This is a genomic window from Rhodanobacter sp. 7MK24, assembly GCF_014842995.1.
GTDB lineage: Bacteria > Pseudomonadota > Gammaproteobacteria > Xanthomonadales > Rhodanobacteraceae > Rhodanobacter_A.
The window spans coordinates 1,022,078-1,040,387 of the sequence record NZ_JACYXL010000001.1 but is presented as its reverse complement, the minus strand read 5'-3'; the positions used below and the strand labels follow the sequence as shown (position 1 = coordinate 1,040,387).

Here is an 18,310-nt window from a genome sequence, read left to right as displayed (position 1 = left end):
GCGGCTGCCTACGATGCGGTGATCGTGGCCGTGGGCCACCGGCAGTTCGTGGCGCTGGGCGCCGACGGCGTGCGTGCCTATGGCAAACCTTCGTCCGTGCTCTACGACGTGAAGTACGTGCTGCCGCGCGATGCCGTGGATGGGAGGCTGTGATGACGACGCTAGACACCTTGCTGCCGGCAGACCTGCAGCTGCGCATGCGCGCCCGCGCGGATACCTGGCTGGTCACCGGCGCTGCCGGCTTCATCGGTTCCAACCTGGTCGAGGCGCTGCTGGGCCTGGGCCAGGACGTGGTGGGCCTGGACAACTTCGCCACCGGCCATCGCCGCAACCTCGACGAGGTGGAACGGCTGGTCGGCCCGGAGGCGTGGTCGCGCTTCCGCTTCATCGAAGGCGACATCCGCGAGATCGCGGATTGCCGCAGTGCCTGCCCCGGTGTGCGCCACGTGCTGCACCAGGCTGCGCTGGGTTCGGTGCCGCGTTCGATCGAGGATCCGCTGGCCACCCACGCAGCCAACGCCACCGGCTTCATCAACATGCTGGTGGCCGCACGCGACGCCGGGGTCGCCAGCTTCACCTATGCTGCCTCCAGCTCCACCTACGGCGACGAGCCCAGCCTGCCGAAGATCGAGGACCGGATCGGACGCGCGCTGTCACCCTACGCAGCGACCAAGCTGTTCGACGAGATCTATGCCGAAGTATTCGCGCGCTGCTACGGCTTCAAGTCCATCGGCCTGCGCTACTTCAACGTGTTCGGCCGCCGGCAGGATCCGGAAGGCGCCTATGCCGCGGTGATCCCGCAATGGATCGCCACCATGATCCGCGGCGAGAGTGTGTACATCAACGGCGACGGCGAGACCACGCGCGACTTCTGCCATGTCGCCAACGCGGTGCAGGCCAACCTGCTCGCGGCACTGGCGACGGACGGGCAGCGCGACCTGGTCTACAACGTGGCCGTGGGACAGCGCACCAGCCTCAACCAGCTGTTCGAGGGACTGGTACGGCAGCTCGCATCCGAGAACGTGCGCTACGCCAAGGCTGCGATCCACCGCGAGTTCCGTGCGGGCGACGTGCGCCATTCGCTGGCCGACATCACACGCGCCGCCACCCGCCTGGGCTACGCACCTACCCACACCCTGCTGCAGGGCCTGGGCGAGGCGATGCCGTGGTATCTGAAGTTCATCTCCCAACAGGCGGCAGCCTGAGGTTGCCCTTTCCATCCAGCGGCCATGTCGGATGTGGGTAAAAGCCGACCCAATCCGCAGGCTATTCGATAGTGCATGGCGCCGAAAAATAGTTGTCGAGGTAAATCGGAACGCCAAACTCGGCTAACTTTCCCAGCAGCGCCACCGAGAAAGTCGGGCCACCATCGAAGCTGGACTGGAAGTGTCCGCACCACCACACAACGTCGAAGCGGCGCAAATATGCCTCGATCATGGTGCGCTTGGACCATAGGATATTCATGACCGACAGCAGTCCTTCCTCAAGGCTGCTCCATTCCATAACGCCGCCGTCGATAGAGCCATCGTAGGACCACATCGATTCAGACCACGTCTGCCCGACGCCTCTCAGCTGCCCCTCTCTCCTCACTTGATTGGGATCAAGACCGAGATGACCGGTGATCTCTTCGGGGCAAAGCCCAGTCCCGCGGATTCGGAGTTGTACGGTGTATGTATGCATGGTGGCGTGAGTAGTGAGCATGGCGACGCCCATAGAGGATCTCAAAGCGTGTCGGCGCCGGTTCGAAAGCGGGCCTGATCGCGCAATGTCACCAATGTTCCGCAAGCGGCTTCACTGACAACGGCCACCGCGCGCCCGCACGAAGCGTGAACTGCCGGTCGAGCCGATGATGCACGGGTTCCGGCGCGCCGAGTGCGAGGTCAACCACGCCTGTCCAGCCCGCTCGCTGGCAGGTCCGGCGCAAACCATCGCAGGCAGTTGCGGCCGGCACGTTTGGCAGCGTAGAGCGCCTGGTCGGCCTGGTCCAGCAACTCCGATTTTTCGCCCTGTTCGCCGCTGTCGCGCGCGGCGAGTCCCGCACTGATGGTGACGACGCCGTGCAGGCTTCGGCTATGGGCGATACGCAGCGCCTCCACCCGCAACCGCAGTCGCTGCAGGATGTGTTCCGCCGTCGCACGATCGCGACCCGGCAACAGCACGGCGAATTCCTCGCCGCCATAACGAGCGACGGTCAGGTCGCCGTATGCGTCGGCCTCCTGCTGCAGCGCGCGCGCCACCGCTGCCAGGCAATCGTCGCCCGCCAGGTGCCCATGCGCGTCGTTGTAGGCTTTGAAACTGTCGATATCCAGCAGGGTGACCGCGATAGGCAATCTTTCCTGCGCAACTCGTTCCCACACGCGATCCAGGTTGCGGTAGAAGCCGCGGCGGTTCAGCAGCCCGGTCAGCTCGTCGCGGACGACGGTGCGCCGCAATCCCCGCTGCAGGTGCTTGAGCTCCCCCTCCTGGCGCAAATGATGTCCCAGCAGCAAGGCAACGCGTATGGCGTAGGAGACGACACCCATCGCCATCGCGCCGAAGGCAAGGGCACGGTTGCGGTCAAACTGGGCGAAGGCCAGCAGGCACAGGGCCATGCTCAGTACGAACGGGCTGGTGCCGCCCGCGATCAGGTAGGCGCGCCGGTTTGGTCGATACCACCGGAATGCCACGTTGCGCCGCTGGCTGAGCCGCAGACCCACCGCGACGAAGGGCAGGTCCAGGCACAGCTCGGGCAGATAGGATTCGCTGGAAAGAATGAAGCGATTGTGGATCGCCGGAAACACCAGCTCCGCCCATGCGAACACCAGCAACACGACGAAGAAGCGGCGCTCGTCCGCGCGCTTGGCGACGGCAAAGCGCAAGGTCGCACAGGCCACCACGAACAACGCCATCGCGTCGAACATCCACATGACCAGCGAGGCAGTGGATGTTTCCGCGCTGTCTTGCTTTATGACGTCGCGCAACAACGCATAGAACAGACCCGCGGCGGCGCAGGCCAGCACGGCATCGAGCGCGCTGGCCCAGCGGTGCAGCGGGCCGACCGGGTTGTATACGGCGGCCAGCGTCAACAGCAGGCTGCTCAGGCAGAAGTAGAAGGTAGGGTCGAACGCCACCAGCGTGCCTTGCGGATGCACCAGCGAGTCGGCCAGCAGGAGTCCAAAAGCCGCCAGTTGCACCGCCAGTGCCAGCAACAGCATCGTCCACCAGGGCCGGTTGTGCGCCACGCTCAGGCGCAGCCTTCGCCCGCCAAGGAACAAGGTGAACAGCATCACCGCCAGTACCAGCGCGTAGCTCCACGACAACACCCGCGCAGGTTCCGCGATCAGCACCGCCGCGTGGACGGCCAGCAGCGGAACGTAGACCTTCGGTGCCAGCGTCTGGATTTTCATGCGCTCGAATGCAATAAGGCCGTCGCACGCAGCCAGCCATGCGGGATTGGCGCCCTACTCCATCATGGCAAGATCCGCTGCGGACCGAAAGCGAACCTCAAACGCCAGTCTCATGCCGCCTCCGCGCGCGCGTCTGCGCAGCCCGTCACCGCAGCGGTTCAAGTCGGAATGCCATGCCGGACGAGACAGCCACCGGTGAATCGCGGATCGTCCGTCACTTCACGTGCCACAAAATCCGGAGCGCTGAACAAAGCCAGGTGCTCCGGATTCTCGAATTCCGCTTCGGCCAGAAGAAGCCCAGCCAGCTCTCCCTGAAATTCATCCACGGACATCGTGACGCCGTCGATCGCATCGAGCCTGTGCCGCAGCTTCCTGATCCGGCTCCCGGGCAATGAGGAAGCGAGGATCGCGAACTCGTCTTCCGGCAGGTAGATCGACGTGATCAGTCTCGTGTGCCTATCCACGTCCGCTTTGCGCGTAAGCCGCAGCCGGGGCGTGCCCTCACCCACCGGGCGCGCCTCGCGGAGTCGGAGACGGGAACCCGTGACATAAAGATCCGTAATCGCCTCTGTACTCACGATCCGCTCTTGCGGAATGTAGCGACATAGCCAGCGGCGTTCCCTCTCGACGGCCGTGTATTGCGGACGAGGAAATCCAAGGCGATTCGCAAGGTCGAGGTCTATGTCCACAACTTTTCTCTATGGCGATGTACGACCTTGCGTATGGTCGTGTGAGTACGCATCAGAGGTTCCACAAGCATCACGGGCGTCCCACATCTGCGCCCCCAGGAATGCCCCATCCAGCGGAAGATTGCAGCGGATATGCATGGTCCCCGTCAGACGAACAGGCAATAAAGAACGCGCCGAAGGGACGGGCCTTTTTCTCCAGTCCTTCTGTCGCTGTTCGACGTTATCGGACTATGTGTTGGCGCCACGAGGGCATCGAAAGGCGAGCAAGGGCGCAGCCTCTCAAGGCTCGTTTGGAAAATTCCCCAAGGGCCCCTTCCCGTGCGCGATGCCCGTCAGCGCGGCGTGCGAAGCGTTGACCCGCGCAGCGCTTCCTCGCGCGCCAGTCCCTCGGCGCAGTCAGTGGCTTCGCCGTCCAGGTCGCACGGCAAGGGCTTGGGCATGTGGCCAGTATGGGATGGCTGGTCAGCACCGACCGTTTTTTGGTCTGTCGAGGTCATTCAATCGGTCTCGGATCGTGGGCCAGATGACGGCGTTGCCGGAATGGTAGCGTCAACCACCGACTTTGCATGGGGCTCGTTTTGAAAAACCCGCCTCGCGCGCGATGCAGACGAGTTGTGCAGCATTGGCGTCCTTCCCAAATGAAAGGCCTCTTTCGCGGGCCAGTGAACCGGGCAAGGGAATTGCAACGGTTCGGGGGCACGGTGCATCGACGAGGAGCCACCAGATCCTCCGTGCGGCTCGATTTGCAGCCGAGGTGCCGGGACACCTGTCGATGCGTGTCGCGTGACGCGAAGTCCGACGTCATATCTGCCGCTGCCCCGGGCGATGAATACCTTTCCCCGACGGGTTGCCGTCACTTCGGCCGTCCCAGTCACGTCGATTCACTCATCGTGTTAACGGCAACACGCGCTCGATCAATAATTTGTACTGGGCGTCGACCATTGCCGCGTTGGGATCGTGCCCGGTGCGCGGCACGAGCACGTAGGCCTTCTGCGGCGCACGGATCGCATCGAAATACTGCCTGGTGATCTGCGGCACGGTGTTGAGGTCCTCGGCGCCCTGCACGAGGAATACGGGAATACGAAACGCATGGCCCAGTGCCGGCAAGTCGATCTGCCAGAACATGCCGTGGCCATCCGTGCCGACGTATTGCAGGTAGGAGTAGTCCTCCCCGGCGTCTTCATCATGCTGTATCGATGCAGTGGCATAGGCCGGCGCAGGCTGCCACCAATCGGCGGGTGCAGGTGTCGTGGTCTGCGCTTCGTAGCGGCGAGTGATACGACGCAATGCGCCGAAACTGCGTGGATTGGTCCAGGGTGGCGGCCCCAGTGCTTCAAGAGCAGCAGCATTCTTGGTATCGCCGATGCGATGCGCGCGATCCAACGCTTGCTGGTACGCGGCCGATTCATTGGCCTTGCCATCGACCAACTGGCTGGAACCGACATAAGCGTAGAACAGGTCCGGTCGCGCCTTCGCCATGTGCACCGCCAGCACCGAACCCCACGAGCTGCCCACCAGAATGATTTTCCTTTGCCCCACATGAGCGGTGAGGTAGCTCGCCAGTGCGATGCCGTCCTGGCTCATTTGCTCGATGCTCAGCGACGCCTGCGCGCTCGTCGGATTACGCCCAAAGGTCTTGCCGGAACCGCGCTGGTCCCACTGCACCAATGTGAACCTGGATTCCCATGACCCGTAGACCTTGCCGGCAAACGGACTCAGCGGATTGCCCGGGCCACCATGGATAAACAGCACCACGGGGTTATCGCAGCGCGCGCCATGAATGGTCACCCATTGCTGGATGCCGTCGATCGGGACGAAACCTTCCTCCGAGATCTTCGCGCCCGGCTTGCACGTCGAGGACGCTTGAGCCGCAGTCGAAGGCAGGAGTGCCAACAACCCTGCAAGCAAACCGGCTGCAATCAACCATTTGTTCATGCGTTCCCCTAGGTAAGAACCGGTCTGCTGCGGGCAAACATTAGAACGGGCTCTCAGCGTAGCGCGCGCAACTAGTCATGCGGCGGCACGGCCCTGCAGTTGCGCAGCGCTTTTTAGAGAAGCTGCCGAGAATCTCGGCAGCTTCAAGAGCATAGGCAACATTCTGGGATCTGCGGAGGCGTCGTGAAATCGGCAGGCACAAAAAACCCCGCAAAATGCGGGGTTTTAGTGCGTTTCATGAGACTCGTTGAGACTCGTTGAAACTTCGATTGGTGCCCAAGAGGGGACTCGAACCCCTACGCCCTAAAGCGCTACCACCTCAAGGTAGTGCGTCTACCAATTCCGCCACCTGGGCAGGTGTCTTGCTTACTGCTTCTTCTGCGGTGCCGGTGCGGCCGGCACTTCACCTTGTTGCTTGTTCGCGGCCGGAGCCACGGGTACCGCGGTATTGTTCGCGGCAGCGGGCACCTCCGGGTTCGCCGGAGTGGTCGCAGCCGTCGCCTGCTTGGCGGGGGCCGGCGTGCTCATGCCGGCCATCACGCCAAGATCGGCGCCGCTGCTTTGCGTGGCGCCATGGCTGTGCAGGTACACGCCCATGCCGAGGCTCAGCGCGAAGAACAGCGAAGCGAGCACGGCAGTGGCTCGGGTCAGGAAGTTGGCCGAGCCGCGCGCACCGAATACCGTGGCCGAAGCGCCGCCGCCGAAACCGGAGCCGGCGCTGGCGCCTTCGCCGTTCTGCAGCAGGATCAGCACGGTCATCGCCGCGGCGACCAGGATGTAAAACACGCTGAAAATGACGAACATGTGTGCAATCGAGCCCGTGGCGACTAGTGCGCCGCTGCGCAGATTCCAAGGAAGTCAGAAGCGGTCAGCGAGGCTCCACCGATCAGCCCGCCATCCACGTCCGACTGCGCGAACAACTCGGCGGCATTGGCCGCCTTGACGCTGCCGCCGTAAAGCAGCCGAGTCAGACGGGCAATCATAGCATCTTCCTTTTGCAATTGGCTACGGATGAACGCATGCATTTGCTGTGCCTGCTGGGGCGTGGCGGTACGGCCAGTGCCGATGGCCCATATCGGTTCGTAGGAGATCACGGCCGTGTCGAACGCCCCGATGCCGCAGGCGGCAAGCACGGCATGCAACTGGCGCGCGACCACGGCTTCGGCTTCGCCGCCCTCGTGTTGTGCCAGCGTCTCGCCCACGCACAGGATGGGCGTAAGGCCCGCGGCACGCGCGGCGATGAACTTGCGCGCCACCAGCGCATCGCTTTCGCCATGGTATTGGCGGCGCTCGGAATGCCCCACGATCACCCATTGCGCGCCGCAATCGGCCAGCATCGCGGCGGAGACCTCGCCGGTATATGCGCCCTGTCCTTCGTGGGCGCTGAGATCCTGCGCACCCACGCCGATGCCGGCCTCGGCACAGGCCGCGGCCACGTCGCCCAGATAGGGGAACGGCGGGCACACCACCACGTCGACGCCTCCCGTGCCGGCGGCGGCGATCTCGCCGCAAAGGGCGCCGGCCATCGAACGGCTACCGTGCATCTTCCAGTTGGCGGCAACAAGCTTCTTGCGCATGTTCGACGTGCATCCGTTCCGATAAAACCGAGATTTTACGCGACGATACGGGACTGGTATTGCTGCGGCGCAACGTCCAAGATGCCATGACCCTCCAGGAGAAACGCATGACGCCAGTCCGCCCGCTCAGCCTCGTCACCGGCGCATCCGCCGGCATCGGCGCCGCCTTCGCTCGTGCGCTCGCGGCACGCGGCCACGACCTGGTGCTGACTGCGCGTCGCGTCGACCGGCTCGAATCGCTGGCTGGGGAACTGCGTCAACAGCATGCCTGCAAGGTGACTGCACTGGCGGCCGACTTGGCCGACCCCGCCGCGCCGGGGACTTTGTGCGATGAACTCGCGCAGCGTGGACTCGCGGTGGATTGGCTGATCAACAATGCCGGCTACGGCGTTCCCGGCACCTTCGTGGCGAACGACTGGCGCACGCATGCGGACTTCCTGCAGGTGCTGCTGACAGCACCCGTCGAACTGGCGTGGCGACTGCTTCCCGGCATGCGGGAACGCGGCTATGGCCGTATCGTCAACGTGGCGTCGCTGGCTGGCCATGTACCGGGCACCGCTGGACACACGCTGTACGCGCCCGCCAAGGCGTTCCTGATCAAGTTCTCGCAAGGGCTCGCGCTCGAGAGCCACGAACGTGGCGTGCACGTCTGCGCGCTATGCCCTGGCTTCACGTATTCCGAGTTCCACGATGTCACCGGTACCCGCATGCTGATGAACAAGCTCCCCGGCTTCATGTGGCAGAGCGCCGAGGCAGTGGTGACCGAAGGCATCGACGCGGTGGAGCGTGGCGAGATCGTGCATGTCACCGGCCGTGTGAACCGCATGATCAAGACCATGTTCAAACTGTTGCCCGACCGCGTGGCCATGAACCTGTCGGCCAGGCAATCCAAGCGGTACCGGGCGCAGGACGCCGCCTGAGCCGCGACTTTCCTTGCCTCATCGAGAGCGGATACCGGCGCCCTGAAAACCAGCCGCTTTCGCCCTGCCCTTCAGAGAGTGGCGAGGCTTCGCTTGCAATAGTCCGGGATCGTCGGGACTGCCGGCCTGAGGGCCTGGTGCGCCGCGTGCCACAGGCACTCCATCGACGTCTCCGCCGCGGTGGCGTTACCCAATGCGCTCGACACTTCGCGCATGCGTCGTTGCACGGTGTCGTATGCCGTGGCCAGTCCACCGCAGGCTGGTGAGGCCGCGTACTCCAGGGAAGTCGGCGAGGTGCCGGACACGCAGGGGGAATACCAGATCAGTTGCGAGATCGAGGCTCCCCTGCCCAGCCAATAGCGCGACACCTCCCTTTGCCGCGCATTGATGTAAGCCACCTGCGACCAGTAGGCGTCGATCTGCATCGCCATCAGCCTGGCGCCCTTGGGCGCGGCCTCTTCGTCGCTCGGCAGATGGCCTTCCAGCAGCGCCCTTTCCTTCTTGTACAGCGCAGCAGCCTTGGCGACGACATCGTCCTGGCTACCCGCCACGGGTGGCGCTTTGAGAAGCTGGTCGGTCTCCTGCATGTATGCCTTCAACTGGCGCTCGACGAGATCGGCCGAGGATGCCTGGAATGCCATCAGCTGCGCCTTGTCGGCAGCCATCTCCCTGTAGCGGTCGATCACCTGTCCATACTCGTCTTCGCTGGCGATGACCAAGGCCGCGAAAGTACCGAGCTTGTCCGCGCCCATCTGCCTGTCGGGGGTTTTCCACGACAGTCTGAATCCGTCGGCCCGCATGTTCCCGGTCATCTCGGTCATCGAAGAGCGCAGTGGCTCGTCCTGCAGCTGGACAGTCAACGGCGCCGTGCTGTTGATGACGATCTTGCCCGGCGTCGCGGCGATACCAGCGTTGCCCATTGTCCCGGTCAGCTTCGAACTCAGTCGGACCAGCGCCCCCGTTTTCGTCAAGGCGAACAACTTCCAGCGTGCCACTGAACTGGTCGCCGTCGACGCGGGTGATCCTGACTGCGAAGGCCCTGGGTTCCTGCCCTCCCGCCATGGCGCCCTGTCCCGCATTTGCATACAGCCCCGGCACCAGGGTCATGGGCTTCGGCGGCGGCGCTCCGAGGTAAATGCGAACCTGGGACAGGCAGGACAGAGGCAACGCGAGCAGCAACACTGCAAGCAATCGACGCACCAGCGACTTCATTGGATTCCCCAGGTTGCTGCGCACTCGCAGGAACGACCGCGATGTTAGCGAACGCGAGAGGCAGTCAACGGCTCAATTGTGGAAATCCCGAGGCAGCGCCTGACCCATACCCCTCCGGAGACAGCATGCCGCCACGGGCTTGCAGCGGGCTCCATGCGTGATTCACCGGGCAAACGCTGGCGAGTGCGCGATAGGCGCGCTCGCCAGCGTTTCCGGTCATATCAACTTGATCTCGCGCAGACGCTGTTGCAGGTATTCGTGCGAAGTGATGGGCGCCTCGTAACGCTTCGGATTGTCCGGCGTCACGCACTGCGGCAGCGGATCGAGCACCACGTCGGGGTTGGGGTGCAGGAAATACGGGACCGAATAGCGCGGCTTGCGCGCATTGGCATTCTGCGGGTTCACCACGCGGTGGGTGGTGGACGGGTACACGTGGTTGGTCAGGCGCTGCAGCATGTCGCCGATGTTCACCACGATGGCGTCGCCCTCGGTGGTGATCGGCAGCCACTCGCCTTCGCGGGTGAGCACTTCCAGGCCTTCCGCGCTGGCACCGACCAGCAGGGTGATGAAGTTGATGTCCTCGTGCGCGCCGGCGCGCACGTTGGGCACGTTGTCGTCGGTGATCGGCGGGTAGTGGATCGGCCGCAGGATGGAGTTGCCCTGCTCGGTCTTGTCCTCGAAATAGTTTTCGGGCAACCCGATGTGCAAGGCCAGCGCGCGCAGCACGCGGGTGCCCAACTGGTCCAAAGCTTCGAACAGGCCATAGCCGTACCGGTGGAACTCCGGCACTTCGTTCGGCCACAGGTTGGGTGCCATCACGTCGGCGAACTTCGAGTCGCGCGGGATCTCGCGGCCGACGTGCCAGAACTCCTTGAGGTCGGCATGCTTGCTGTCCTTGGCGGTTTCCACCTTGAACGGCGTATAGCCGCGCGCGCCGCCGCTGCCCGGCACGTGGTACTTCATCTTGGTCTCGTCAGGCAACGCGAAGAAACGCTGGAACGCATCGTAGGCGCCGTCGACCAGTTCGCGCGGAATGCCGTGGCCGCTGATGCAGCAGAAACCGAATTCGCGGTAGGCCGCGCCGAGCTCGGCCACGAAGGCTTCGCGATCGCTGTCGTAACGACGGATGTCGAGGGTGGGAACGTTTTTCATGGTCGTGTCCAGTCAGGGCTGCGGTCGATTTGTGATACGTCACCGCAGGGACGTTCACGTCGGGCCAATCCTTGGCGACCGGTTCCTCTCACCTGTGGCCGGCACGAGCCGACTGGTTCACGAGCGTTCTGCGGCCGATTTTACGACGTCGGCCAGACTTTGCGCCAATCGCTGCACTTCGGCTGCGTCGGCGCCTTCCACGGTGACGCGCACCAGCGGTTCGGTGCCGGAGGCGCGCAGCACCACGCGGCCACGGCCGTGCAGGGTGCGTTCCGTATCGGCCAGCGCCTGCAGCACTTCGTCGCCTGCCAAGGCTTCGCGCGCGCCCTCGGCGCGCACGTTGATCATCACCTGCGGCATTTTCTGCAGGTTCCGGCGCGCCTCGGCGAAATCCTCGCCGGCCAGCGCTTCGAACACGGCCAGTGCGGACACGATGCCGTCACCGGTGGTGACGCGATCCAGGCACAACACGTGGCCGGAGGTTTCGCCGCCCAGCACGCCGCCGTGTTCCTTGAGCTGCTGCAGCACGTAGCGGTCGCCCACCTGCGCGCGCACCAGCGGCACGCCGAGCTTGTCGAGCGCGAGTTGCAGGCCGTAGTTGCTCATCAGCGTGCCGACCACCGGGCCTTGCAGCTGGCCACGCGCCTGCCAGGCGCGCGCGATCACGTAGAGCAGGTCGTCACCGTCGGCGAGCCCACCGTGGCGGTCCACCATCTGCACGCGGTCGCCGTCGCCGTCGAAGGCGATGCCGACGTCCGCGCCCAGTTCCTGCACTGCGCGCTGCAAGGCCTGCGGATGGGTGGAGCCCACGTCGCGATTGATGTTGAAGCCGTCCGGCTTGTCGCCGAAGGCGACCACTTCGGCGCCCAGCTCGGCAAACACCTTGGGCGCAACCTGGTACGTGGCGCCGTTGGCGCAATCCAGCACGATCTTGAGGCCATTGAGGTTGAAGTCCTCGGCCACCGTGCTTTTGCAGAACTCGGCGTAGCGGGTCACCGCATCGTCGATGCGGCGCACCTTGCCCAATTGCTCGGAAGGCACGGTGACGAAGGGGGCGTCGATCTCCGCCTCGATGGCGGCTTCCATCGCATCGCTGAGCTTTTCACCGCGCGCGGAAAAGAACTTGATGCCGTTGTCGTAGTGCGGGTTGTGCGAGGCACTGATGACGATGCCGGCCTCGGCGCGCAGCGAATGGGTGAGATAAGCCACGGCAGGCGTCGGCATCGGCCCCAGCATGCGCACGTCCACGCCCGCGGAAACCAGACCCGCCTCCAGCGCGGCCTCGAACATGTAGCCGGAAACGCGGGTGTCCTTGCCGATCAGCACGGTGCGCCTGGCGCCGCCTTTCCGGCTGAGCACGGCACCCAGGGCGCGGCCGAGGCGCAGCATGAATTCGGCGTTGATCGGCCACTCGCCCACCCTGCCGCGGATGCCGTCGGTGCCGAAGTATTTGCGTTCACTCATAAGGGGTTTCCCGAGCAGGTTCCCTGTCCCTGCGTCGGCGCTTCGTGCGCCGACGCCCAGGCGATTCTTTTTCTAGTCTTCGTCCGGCCAGCGCGGAGTCGTCGGCTTCGGATCGCGGCGTGGCGCCTCGTCACCCGCATGCACGCCCCGCCAGACCGCCAGCGCATCCATGGTCGCTGCCACGTCATGCACGCGCACCATGCACGCGCCACGCTGAACTGCGATCAACGCGGCGGCGGCGGAGCCGACGGCGCGTTCGGCCGGTGCCTCGCGGCCGGTCAGCGCCCCGATCATCGACTTGCGCGACAAACCCGCGTAGACGCCGCTGCCCAGGTCCGCGAAACGTTCCAGCGCACGCAGCAAGGCCAGGTTGTGCTCGAGATCCTTGCCGAAACCGAAACCGGGATCGACCAGCACCTTGCGCTTGTCGATGCCGGCCAACTCGCAGGCGAACAGGCGGTCGGCGAGGAAGCGGTGCACTTCGCCCACCACGTCGTCGTAATGCGGCGCCTCCTGCATGCGGCGCGGTTCGCCCTGCATGTGCATCAGGCACACCGGCACGCCGAGTGCGGCCACCGCGTCCAGCGCGCCTTCGCGGCGCAGGGCGTAGACGTCGTTGACCATGCCTGCGCCAGCGGCCACCGCAGCCCGCATCACCTCGGGCTTGGAGGTGTCGACGGCGATGGGCACGGAGGTGCGCGCGGCCAGCTGTTCGATCACCGGGATCACGCGGCGCAGTTCTTCCTCGACGGATACGTCCTCCGCGCCGGGGCGGGTGGACTCGCCGCCCACGTCGAGCATGTCGGCGCCCTGCTCCGCCAGCAGCAACCCATGCGCCACCGCCGATTCCACATCGGCGAAGCGGCCGCCGTCGGAAAACGAATCGGGCGTGACATTGACGATGCCGGCCACGCGCGGGCGATCCAGCACCAGCTTGCGGCCCGCGCAGTCGAGCACGGGCGCGAACATGGCATCCAGGAGGCTATTCATCGTCGCCCTGCCCGCCCAACGCCCCCATGTGGCGGCGGTAGTAGCGCAGCTCCTCGATGGAGTCCCGGATATCCGACAACGCGGTATGCGCGGATTCCTTGCTGAAGCCCTTGCCGATGGCGGGCGCCCAGCGGCGCGCCAGTTCCTTCAGGGTGGAGACGTCGAGGTTGCGGTAATGGAAGAAGCGCTCCAGCCGCGGCATCTGTCGATGCAGGAAACGGCGGTCCTGGCAGATCGAGTTGCCGCACATCGGCGACTTGCCCGCCGGCACCCAGTCGCGCAGGAAGTCCAGCGTGGCCAGTTCGGCCGCGGCGTGGTCCGCAGTGGAGTCCAGCGCCTGCTGCCACAGCCCCGAACGGCCATGCTGGTTGCGGTTCCAGGTATCCATCGCTTCCAGCCGATCCAGCTCATGGCGGATGGCGAACACCGGGCCTTCGGCCAGTACGTTCAACTCTTTGTCGGTGACGATGGTGGCGATTTCCAGGATCGAATCGGCATCGGTGTCGAGGCCGGTCATCTCCAGATCGATCCAGATCAGGTTGTCGTCGTTGGCTTGGCTCATGGGTTCTCCTTCGCCGCGCAGTCTATCAGCCGGCACGCCATGCGATGATTCGAGGAGCCTGCCGGACTCGGGCCGGTCGGGCTGCAAATCCATCCACGCGATACACCATCACGGCTGCTTCCTGGCCCATGGAACGACCGGGGCCGGCGAAGCGTCGAAAACCCGTCCGCGCCTGGTTGAATTTCGCCTCGACCGTTCAAGTCCCACAGGCTCCTGCATGCAGACTTTCTTCTGGCACGACTACGAGACCTTCGGCGCCGACACCCGGCGCGACCGTCCGGTGCAGTTCGCCGGCATCCGCACGAACATGGAGCTGGAGATCGTCGGCGAGCCGGTGATGTTCTTCTGCCAGCCGCCACGCGACAGCCTGCCCCAGCCCGAGGCCTGCCTGATCACCGGCATCACCCCGCAGCAGGCCGGGCGCGAAGGCGTGAACGAGGCCGACTTCGCCGCACGCGTGCACGAACAGTTCGCCGTGCCGGGTACCTGCGGCGTCGGCTACAACTCGCTGCGCTTCGACGACGAGGTGACGCGGCAACTGCTCTACCGCAATTTCTTTGAACCGTATGGCCGCGAGTGGGAGAACGGCAATTCGCGCTGGGACCTGATCGACCTTGCGCGCATGTGCGAAGCCCTGCGTCCCGAAGGCATGGCATGGCCGACGCGCGAGGACGGCACGCCGAGCTTCAAGCTGGAGCACCTCGCCGCCGCGAATCATCTGCAGCAGGAGCGCGCGCACGACGCGCTCTCTGACGTGCACGCGCTGATCGAGCTCGCCCGGCTGATCCGCGTGCGCCAACCCAGGCTGTGGGACTGGTTCTACGCGCTGCGTCGCAAGCAGCGCGTGTTCGAGCTGCTGGACGTGACAGGCATGACACCCCTGGTGCATGTCTCCTCACGCTACCCGTCCAGCCGGCACTGCCTCAGCCTGATCGCACCGCTGGCGATGCACCCTTCGCGCCCCGGCGAAATCATCGTCTACGACCTCGCCACCGATCCCGCCGAACTGCTGGCGCTGGACGAGGACGAGATCGCCGACCGCGTGTTCACTGCGCGCGCCGACCTGCCCGAGGATGTCGCGCGCATCCCGCTGCGCACCGTGCGCGCGAATCGCGCGCCCGCGCTGGCGCCGCTCTCCGCGTTGAAAGGCGTCGACCTGCAGCGCTTGCAGCTCGATCCCGCGCTTTGCCTCGCGCGTCGCGACGCCCTGGCCGCCGCCGATGGCCTCGCCGCCAAAGTCTGCCGCGTGTTCGCGCGCGCCGCCGAACTGCCGCCGCCGGAGGATCCCGAACTCGCCCTGTACGCCGGCTTCCTCCCCGACGCGGACAAGCGCCTGCTGCGCGAGGTGCGCGCCACGCCGCCGGAACAACTGGCCACGCGTGCATTCGCGTTCCGCGACCCGCGCTATGCGGAACTGCTGTTCCGCTACCGTGCGCGCAACTGGCCGGAAACGCTGGATGCCGGCGAACGCGAACGCTGGGAGAACTTCCGTCGCCAGCGCCTCACGCGCCCGACGCCGCTGACCACGCTCACACTTGACGAATATTTCGCCACCCTCGCCGCCCTGCGTACCGATCCGGCACGGCAAGACAAGCTGCCGCTGCTGGACCAGTTGCAGATCTGGGGCGAACAGCTCGCAACCGAACTGACCTGATTTTACTCGTCATCCCAGCGCAGGCCGGACAAGCGCGAAGCGCGCAGAACGCCCGCAGGGCGCCCCCGATGGGGTGAGCGCAGCGAGTCATCCAGCGCCCACGCCTATACACCGGGCACAAAGACACTGGATTCCTGCTTCCGCAGGAATGACGATCAAAAGCCAACCGACCGGATCCCGCTGCCCATGCCACACGCCTACTTCACGCCCGCGACGTTCAAGTTCCTGCGCGCACTCGACCGCAACAACAGCCGCGAGTGGTTCCACGCGCACAAGGACGACTACGAGCGCCACGTGCGCGAGCCCTTCCTGCAGCTCATCACCGACATGCAGGCGCCGCTGGCGAAGATCAGCCCGCACTACCGCGCCGATCCACGCAAGAACGGCGGCTCGCTGTTCCGCATCTTCCGCGACACGCGCTTCTCCAACGACAAGCTGCCGTACAAGCCCTGGCAAGGCTCGCGCTTCTTCCACGAGCGCCGCCACGAAATCCCCGCGCCTTCGTTCTACCTGCACATCCAGCCTGGCGACTGCTTCGCCGGCGGCGGCATGTGGCATCCGGAATCCGACGCGTTGAAGAAGATCCGCGCCTTCCTCGCCGACAATCCCTCCGCGTGGAAGAAAGCCACGCAGAGCAAAACCTTCCGTGACCACCTGCAATTCTGGGGCGAATCACTGAAGCGCCCGCCGCACGGCTTCGACCCCGGCCACGAGTTGATCGAAGACCTGAAGCGCAAGGATTTCGCCGCCGGCGAAGGCCTCGACGAAGCCATGGCCTGCTCCACCGAACTGCTGCCGTGGACGGTGGACTGCTTCAAGCGCGTGGCGCCGATGGTGGATTACCTCTGCGCCACGCAGGAGCTGGAGTTCTGACGCTGCGCGCCTCCAGGCTAGCCCTGATTTTCCGGTCATTCCGGCGCAGGCCGTAGGAGCTTCACAACAGCGAAGCTGGTCATCCGGCAGCCGTAAGGCCTGCACAAGCATGATCGCCACTGGATCCCGGCCTGCGCCGGGATGACGGGGCGAAAGCCCAATTGCTCGGGCAGGTCACTCAGGAGTTCTCAGCGTCCAGCCTCCTGATGCATTCCGACAGCGAGGAACCGCGCGGCGGATGCGGTAAGCGGACCCGGAGGACTCATGCTGGCTTTCATCGGCACGCCCGCAGGTTCACCTGCCCCGGCGAGCATGGGCATGATCAGAGCCGGACGGGTTCCATGCTTCGACTTGGCGGTGGCTTCGAGAAAGAGGAACGGGCGCTCAGCACCACCGACCGCGCGATTCAGCCGTGGGCACCCGGTTCTCGCTTCTGGTAACGCATCATCCACAAGCTGACGGCCACGCTTACCAGCGCGGTGATGACTACGTAGTACGCCGGCGCCATGCGGCCGGCATGCACGGCGAGCCAGCCGATCATCGCGGCAGTGCCCGCGCCGAACACGGCATAGGCCACGTTGTACGAGAACGATAGGCCGGAGAAGCGCACCGGCGGCGGGAACACCTGCACCATCACCACCGGCACCACGCCGGTCACGCCCACCAGCAGGCCGGCCAGTGCGTACAGCGGCAGGAAATGCGCACCGCCCGAGGCAAGGTCGGCGAACAATGCCCAGGTGCCTGCGATCAAGAGCAGCGAGCCGGCCAGCAAGGTCCACAAGGCACCGCATCGGTCGGCCAGCCAGCCATAGACCATGCAGCCTGCGGTGAGCGCGCAAGCCGCCAGCGCATTGCCGAGGAAAGCCAGCTTCGGCGGAATGCCAAAGCCCTTCGGCGCCAGCGTGGGCAGCATCAGGATCAACACCACAATGGCAGCGGTCAGCATCCACGTCACCAGCATCGACACCACGACGCCGCGCCGGTGCCCGGCCAGCACCACGCGCAATGGCAGTTCGCGGCTCAGTTGCTGGCGCTCGCGCATCTCCGCGAACACCGGTGTCTCGCTGAGCCAGCGGCGCAGCCACACCGCGGCGAAGCCGAATACGCCGCCGAGCAGGAACGGCACCCGCCAACCCCAGTCCAGCAGTTGCGCGGGGGCCAGCCGCGCGTTGAGCCACGCCGCCAGCAAGGAGCCGATCAGGATGCCCGCAGTCAGCCCCGCGGTGAGGCTGCCGCAGGCGAAGCCCACACGCTCGGCCGGCACGTGCTCGGCCACGAATACCCAGGCGCCAGGCACCTCGCCGCCTACCGCAATGCCCTGCACGATGCGCAAGAGCAGCAGCAGCAACGGCGCCAGCATGCCGACCTGCGCATAGGTGGGCAGCAGGCCGATCGCCAGCGTCGGCAATGCCATCAGGAACACGCTGAGCGTGAACATACGCTTGCGTCCCGAGCGGTCGCCGAAGTGCGCCATCACGATGCCGCCCAGCGGCCGCGCCAGGTAGCCTGCCGCGAAGATGCCGTAGACCTTGATCTGCGCCAGCCAAGACGCCGTGCCCTGCGGAAAGAACAGTACGCCCAGTTGCTGCGTGAGAAACACGAACACCACGAAATCGTAGAACTCCAGCGCGCCGCCAAGGGCGGAAAGCAGCAAGGTGCGTGCGTCGCGGCGATCCAGCGGGCGCGCCGCCGGCAAGGGGATGGTTTCGCTCATTGGAGGAACCGGGACCTGCAGTAAATGAGCCCGCAACATAGCGCACCACGCGGCGTTTCGCGCAACCGTTTTCCTCTATGCTCGCGCGGACTGGAATCGCTTGCTGGGGAAGGGCAAACGATGTTCGCCCCCGGCCATCGGCCCAGCCGACCGGCAGGCATCGCGCCACCGCGACGCCGACG

16 protein-coding genes, 1 tRNA gene and 1 pseudogene are annotated in these 18,310 nt (G+C 65.2%); 5 read left to right on the top strand and 13 right to left on the bottom strand.

Annotated features, from left to right (window positions below; all coding sequences use genetic code 11):
• Together IHE49_RS04795 and IHE49_RS04790 are read left to right on the top strand one after the other, a co-directional pair.
• A pseudogene (locus IHE49_RS04795) lies at positions 1-153 on the top strand (Vi polysaccharide biosynthesis UDP-N-acetylglucosamine C-6 dehydrogenase TviB); the annotation flags it as partial.
• Positions 153-1,205 (top strand): SDR family oxidoreductase, encoded by a 1,053-nt coding sequence (locus tag IHE49_RS04790; protein WP_192155329.1) that lies wholly within the window; start codon positions 153-155, stop codon positions 1,203-1,205. The pseudogene IHE49_RS04795 and the gene IHE49_RS04790, both read left to right, overlap by 1 nt.
• 61 nt (positions 1,206-1,266) lie before the next feature.
• Here IHE49_RS04790 and IHE49_RS04785 read toward each other — a convergent pair whose 3' ends face one another.
• The 7 genes from IHE49_RS04785 to tpiA all read right to left on the bottom strand — a co-directional run bounded on the left by IHE49_RS04785 (position 1,267) and on the right by tpiA (position 7,587).
• Positions 1,267-1,713 carry a DUF4279 domain-containing protein gene (locus tag IHE49_RS04785; RefSeq protein ID WP_192155328.1) on the bottom strand — a complete coding sequence of 149 codons (447 nt, stop codon included), beginning with the start codon at positions 1,711-1,713 and terminating at the stop codon, positions 1,267-1,269.
• Positions 1,714-1,880: 167 nt separating this feature from the next.
• Complete coding sequence (locus tag IHE49_RS04780; protein ID WP_192155327.1) at positions 1,881-3,386, bottom strand: GGDEF domain-containing protein; 1,506 nt, start codon at positions 3,384-3,386, stop codon at positions 1,881-1,883.
• Positions 3,387-3,544: 158 nt separating this feature from the next.
• Positions 3,545-4,075 (bottom strand): hypothetical protein, encoded by a 531-nt coding sequence (locus tag IHE49_RS04775; RefSeq protein ID WP_192155325.1) that lies wholly within the window; start codon positions 4,073-4,075, stop codon positions 3,545-3,547.
• Between the two features lie 885 nt (positions 4,076-4,960).
• A complete protein-coding gene (locus IHE49_RS04770; protein WP_192155324.1) occupies positions 4,961-6,010 on the bottom strand; it encodes an alpha/beta hydrolase in 1,050 nt (349 codons plus the stop codon).
• A gap of 270 nt (positions 6,011-6,280) precedes the next feature.
• Positions 6,281-6,365 (bottom strand) — tRNA-Leu (locus tag IHE49_RS04765).
• 11 nt (positions 6,366-6,376) lie between these two features.
• Positions 6,377-6,814 carry a preprotein translocase subunit SecG gene (gene secG, locus IHE49_RS04760; protein ID WP_192155323.1) on the bottom strand — a complete coding sequence of 146 codons (438 nt, stop codon included), beginning with the start codon at positions 6,812-6,814 and terminating at the stop codon, positions 6,377-6,379.
• Positions 6,815-6,837: 23 nt separating this feature from the next.
• On the bottom strand, positions 6,838-7,587 hold the full coding sequence (gene tpiA, locus IHE49_RS04755) for a triose-phosphate isomerase (RefSeq protein WP_192155322.1): 750 nt from the start codon (positions 7,585-7,587) through the stop codon (positions 6,838-6,840).
• Between the two features lie 107 nt (positions 7,588-7,694).
• On the opposite strand from tpiA, the gene IHE49_RS04750 reads away from it, so the two are divergent.
• Positions 7,695-8,507 carry an SDR family NAD(P)-dependent oxidoreductase gene (locus IHE49_RS04750; RefSeq protein WP_192155321.1) on the top strand — a complete coding sequence of 271 codons (813 nt, stop codon included), beginning with the start codon at positions 7,695-7,697 and terminating at the stop codon, positions 8,505-8,507.
• Between the two features lie 71 nt (positions 8,508-8,578).
• Here the strand turns inward: IHE49_RS04750 and IHE49_RS04745 are convergent, their stop codons facing one another.
• The 5 genes from IHE49_RS04745 to orn form a co-directional block, all read right to left on the bottom strand.
• Positions 8,579-9,502 carry a hypothetical protein gene (locus tag IHE49_RS04745; protein ID WP_192155320.1) on the bottom strand — a complete coding sequence of 308 codons (924 nt, stop codon included), beginning with the start codon at positions 9,500-9,502 and terminating at the stop codon, positions 8,579-8,581.
• 433 nt (positions 9,503-9,935) lie between these two features.
• Positions 9,936-10,871: an isopenicillin N synthase family oxygenase gene (locus IHE49_RS04740; protein WP_192155318.1), complete on the bottom strand. Its 936-nt coding sequence runs from the start codon at positions 10,869-10,871 to the stop codon at positions 9,936-9,938.
• A 117-nt stretch (positions 10,872-10,988) separates the two neighbouring features.
• Positions 10,989-12,335 carry a phosphoglucosamine mutase gene (gene glmM / locus IHE49_RS04735; protein ID WP_192155316.1) on the bottom strand — a complete coding sequence of 449 codons (1,347 nt, stop codon included), beginning with the start codon at positions 12,333-12,335 and terminating at the stop codon, positions 10,989-10,991.
• Positions 12,336-12,407: 72 nt separating this feature from the next.
• The gene (folP, locus tag IHE49_RS04730; protein ID WP_225578133.1) at positions 12,408-13,325 is read right to left on the bottom strand and encodes a dihydropteroate synthase; all 918 of its coding nucleotides are present in this window, start codon (positions 13,323-13,325) and stop codon (positions 12,408-12,410) included.
• Positions 13,318-13,887 (bottom strand): oligoribonuclease, encoded by a 570-nt coding sequence (gene orn / locus IHE49_RS04725; protein WP_192155314.1) that lies wholly within the window; start codon positions 13,885-13,887, stop codon positions 13,318-13,320. Before orn ends, folP begins: the two co-directional genes overlap by 8 nt.
• Before the next feature lie 217 nt (positions 13,888-14,104).
• Here orn and sbcB point away from each other — a divergent pair, with 217 nt between their 5' ends.
• Together sbcB and IHE49_RS04715 are read left to right on the top strand one after the other, a co-directional pair.
• Positions 14,105-15,541, top strand: a complete 1,437-nt coding sequence (gene sbcB / locus IHE49_RS04720; protein WP_192155312.1) for an exodeoxyribonuclease I — start codon at positions 14,105-14,107, stop codon at positions 15,539-15,541.
• A gap of 186 nt (positions 15,542-15,727) precedes the next feature.
• Positions 15,728-16,414: a DUF2461 domain-containing protein gene (locus tag IHE49_RS04715; protein WP_192155310.1), complete on the top strand. Its 687-nt coding sequence runs from the start codon at positions 15,728-15,730 to the stop codon at positions 16,412-16,414.
• Between the two features lie 406 nt (positions 16,415-16,820).
• Here IHE49_RS04715 and IHE49_RS04710 read toward each other — a convergent pair whose 3' ends face one another.
• A complete protein-coding gene (locus tag IHE49_RS04710; RefSeq protein ID WP_192155308.1) occupies positions 16,821-18,128 on the bottom strand; it encodes an MFS transporter in 1,308 nt (435 codons plus the stop codon).
• Positions 18,129-18,310: the final 182 nt, after the last annotated feature.

Bases quoted from the DNA above. Each gene is read 5' to 3' on its own strand.
- IHE49_RS04790 (WP_192155329.1), top strand. From the start codon at position 153: ATGACGACGCTAGACACCTTGCTGCCGGCAGACCTGCAGCTGCGCATG.
- IHE49_RS04785 (WP_192155328.1), bottom strand. From the start codon at position 1,713: ATGGGCGTCGCCATGCTCACTACTCACGCCACCATGCATACATACACC.
- IHE49_RS04780 (WP_192155327.1), bottom strand. From the start codon at position 3,386: ATGAAAATCCAGACGCTGGCACCGAAGGTCTACGTTCCGCTGCTGGCC.
- IHE49_RS04770 (WP_192155324.1), bottom strand. From the start codon at position 6,010: ATGAACAAATGGTTGATTGCAGCCGGTTTGCTTGCAGGGTTGTTGGCA.
- secG (WP_192155323.1), bottom strand. From the start codon at position 6,814: ATGTTCGTCATTTTCAGCGTGTTTTACATCCTGGTCGCCGCGGCGATG.
- tpiA (WP_192155322.1), bottom strand. From the start codon at position 7,587: ATGCGCAAGAAGCTTGTTGCCGCCAACTGGAAGATGCACGGTAGCCGT.
- IHE49_RS04750 (WP_192155321.1), top strand. From the start codon at position 7,695: ATGACGCCAGTCCGCCCGCTCAGCCTCGTCACCGGCGCATCCGCCGGC.
- IHE49_RS04740 (WP_192155318.1), bottom strand. From the start codon at position 10,871: ATGAAAAACGTTCCCACCCTCGACATCCGTCGTTACGACAGCGATCGC.
- glmM (WP_192155316.1), bottom strand. From the start codon at position 12,335: ATGAGTGAACGCAAATACTTCGGCACCGACGGCATCCGCGGCAGGGTG.
- folP (WP_225578133.1), bottom strand. From the start codon at position 13,325: ATGAATAGCCTCCTGGATGCCATGTTCGCGCCCGTGCTCGACTGCGCG.
- orn (WP_192155314.1), bottom strand. From the start codon at position 13,887: ATGAGCCAAGCCAACGACGACAACCTGATCTGGATCGATCTGGAGATG.
- sbcB (WP_192155312.1), top strand. From the start codon at position 14,105: ATGCAGACTTTCTTCTGGCACGACTACGAGACCTTCGGCGCCGACACC.
- IHE49_RS04715 (WP_192155310.1), top strand. From the start codon at position 15,728: ATGCCACACGCCTACTTCACGCCCGCGACGTTCAAGTTCCTGCGCGCA.
- IHE49_RS04710 (WP_192155308.1), bottom strand. From the start codon at position 18,128: ATGAGCGAAACCATCCCCTTGCCGGCGGCGCGCCCGCTGGATCGCCGC.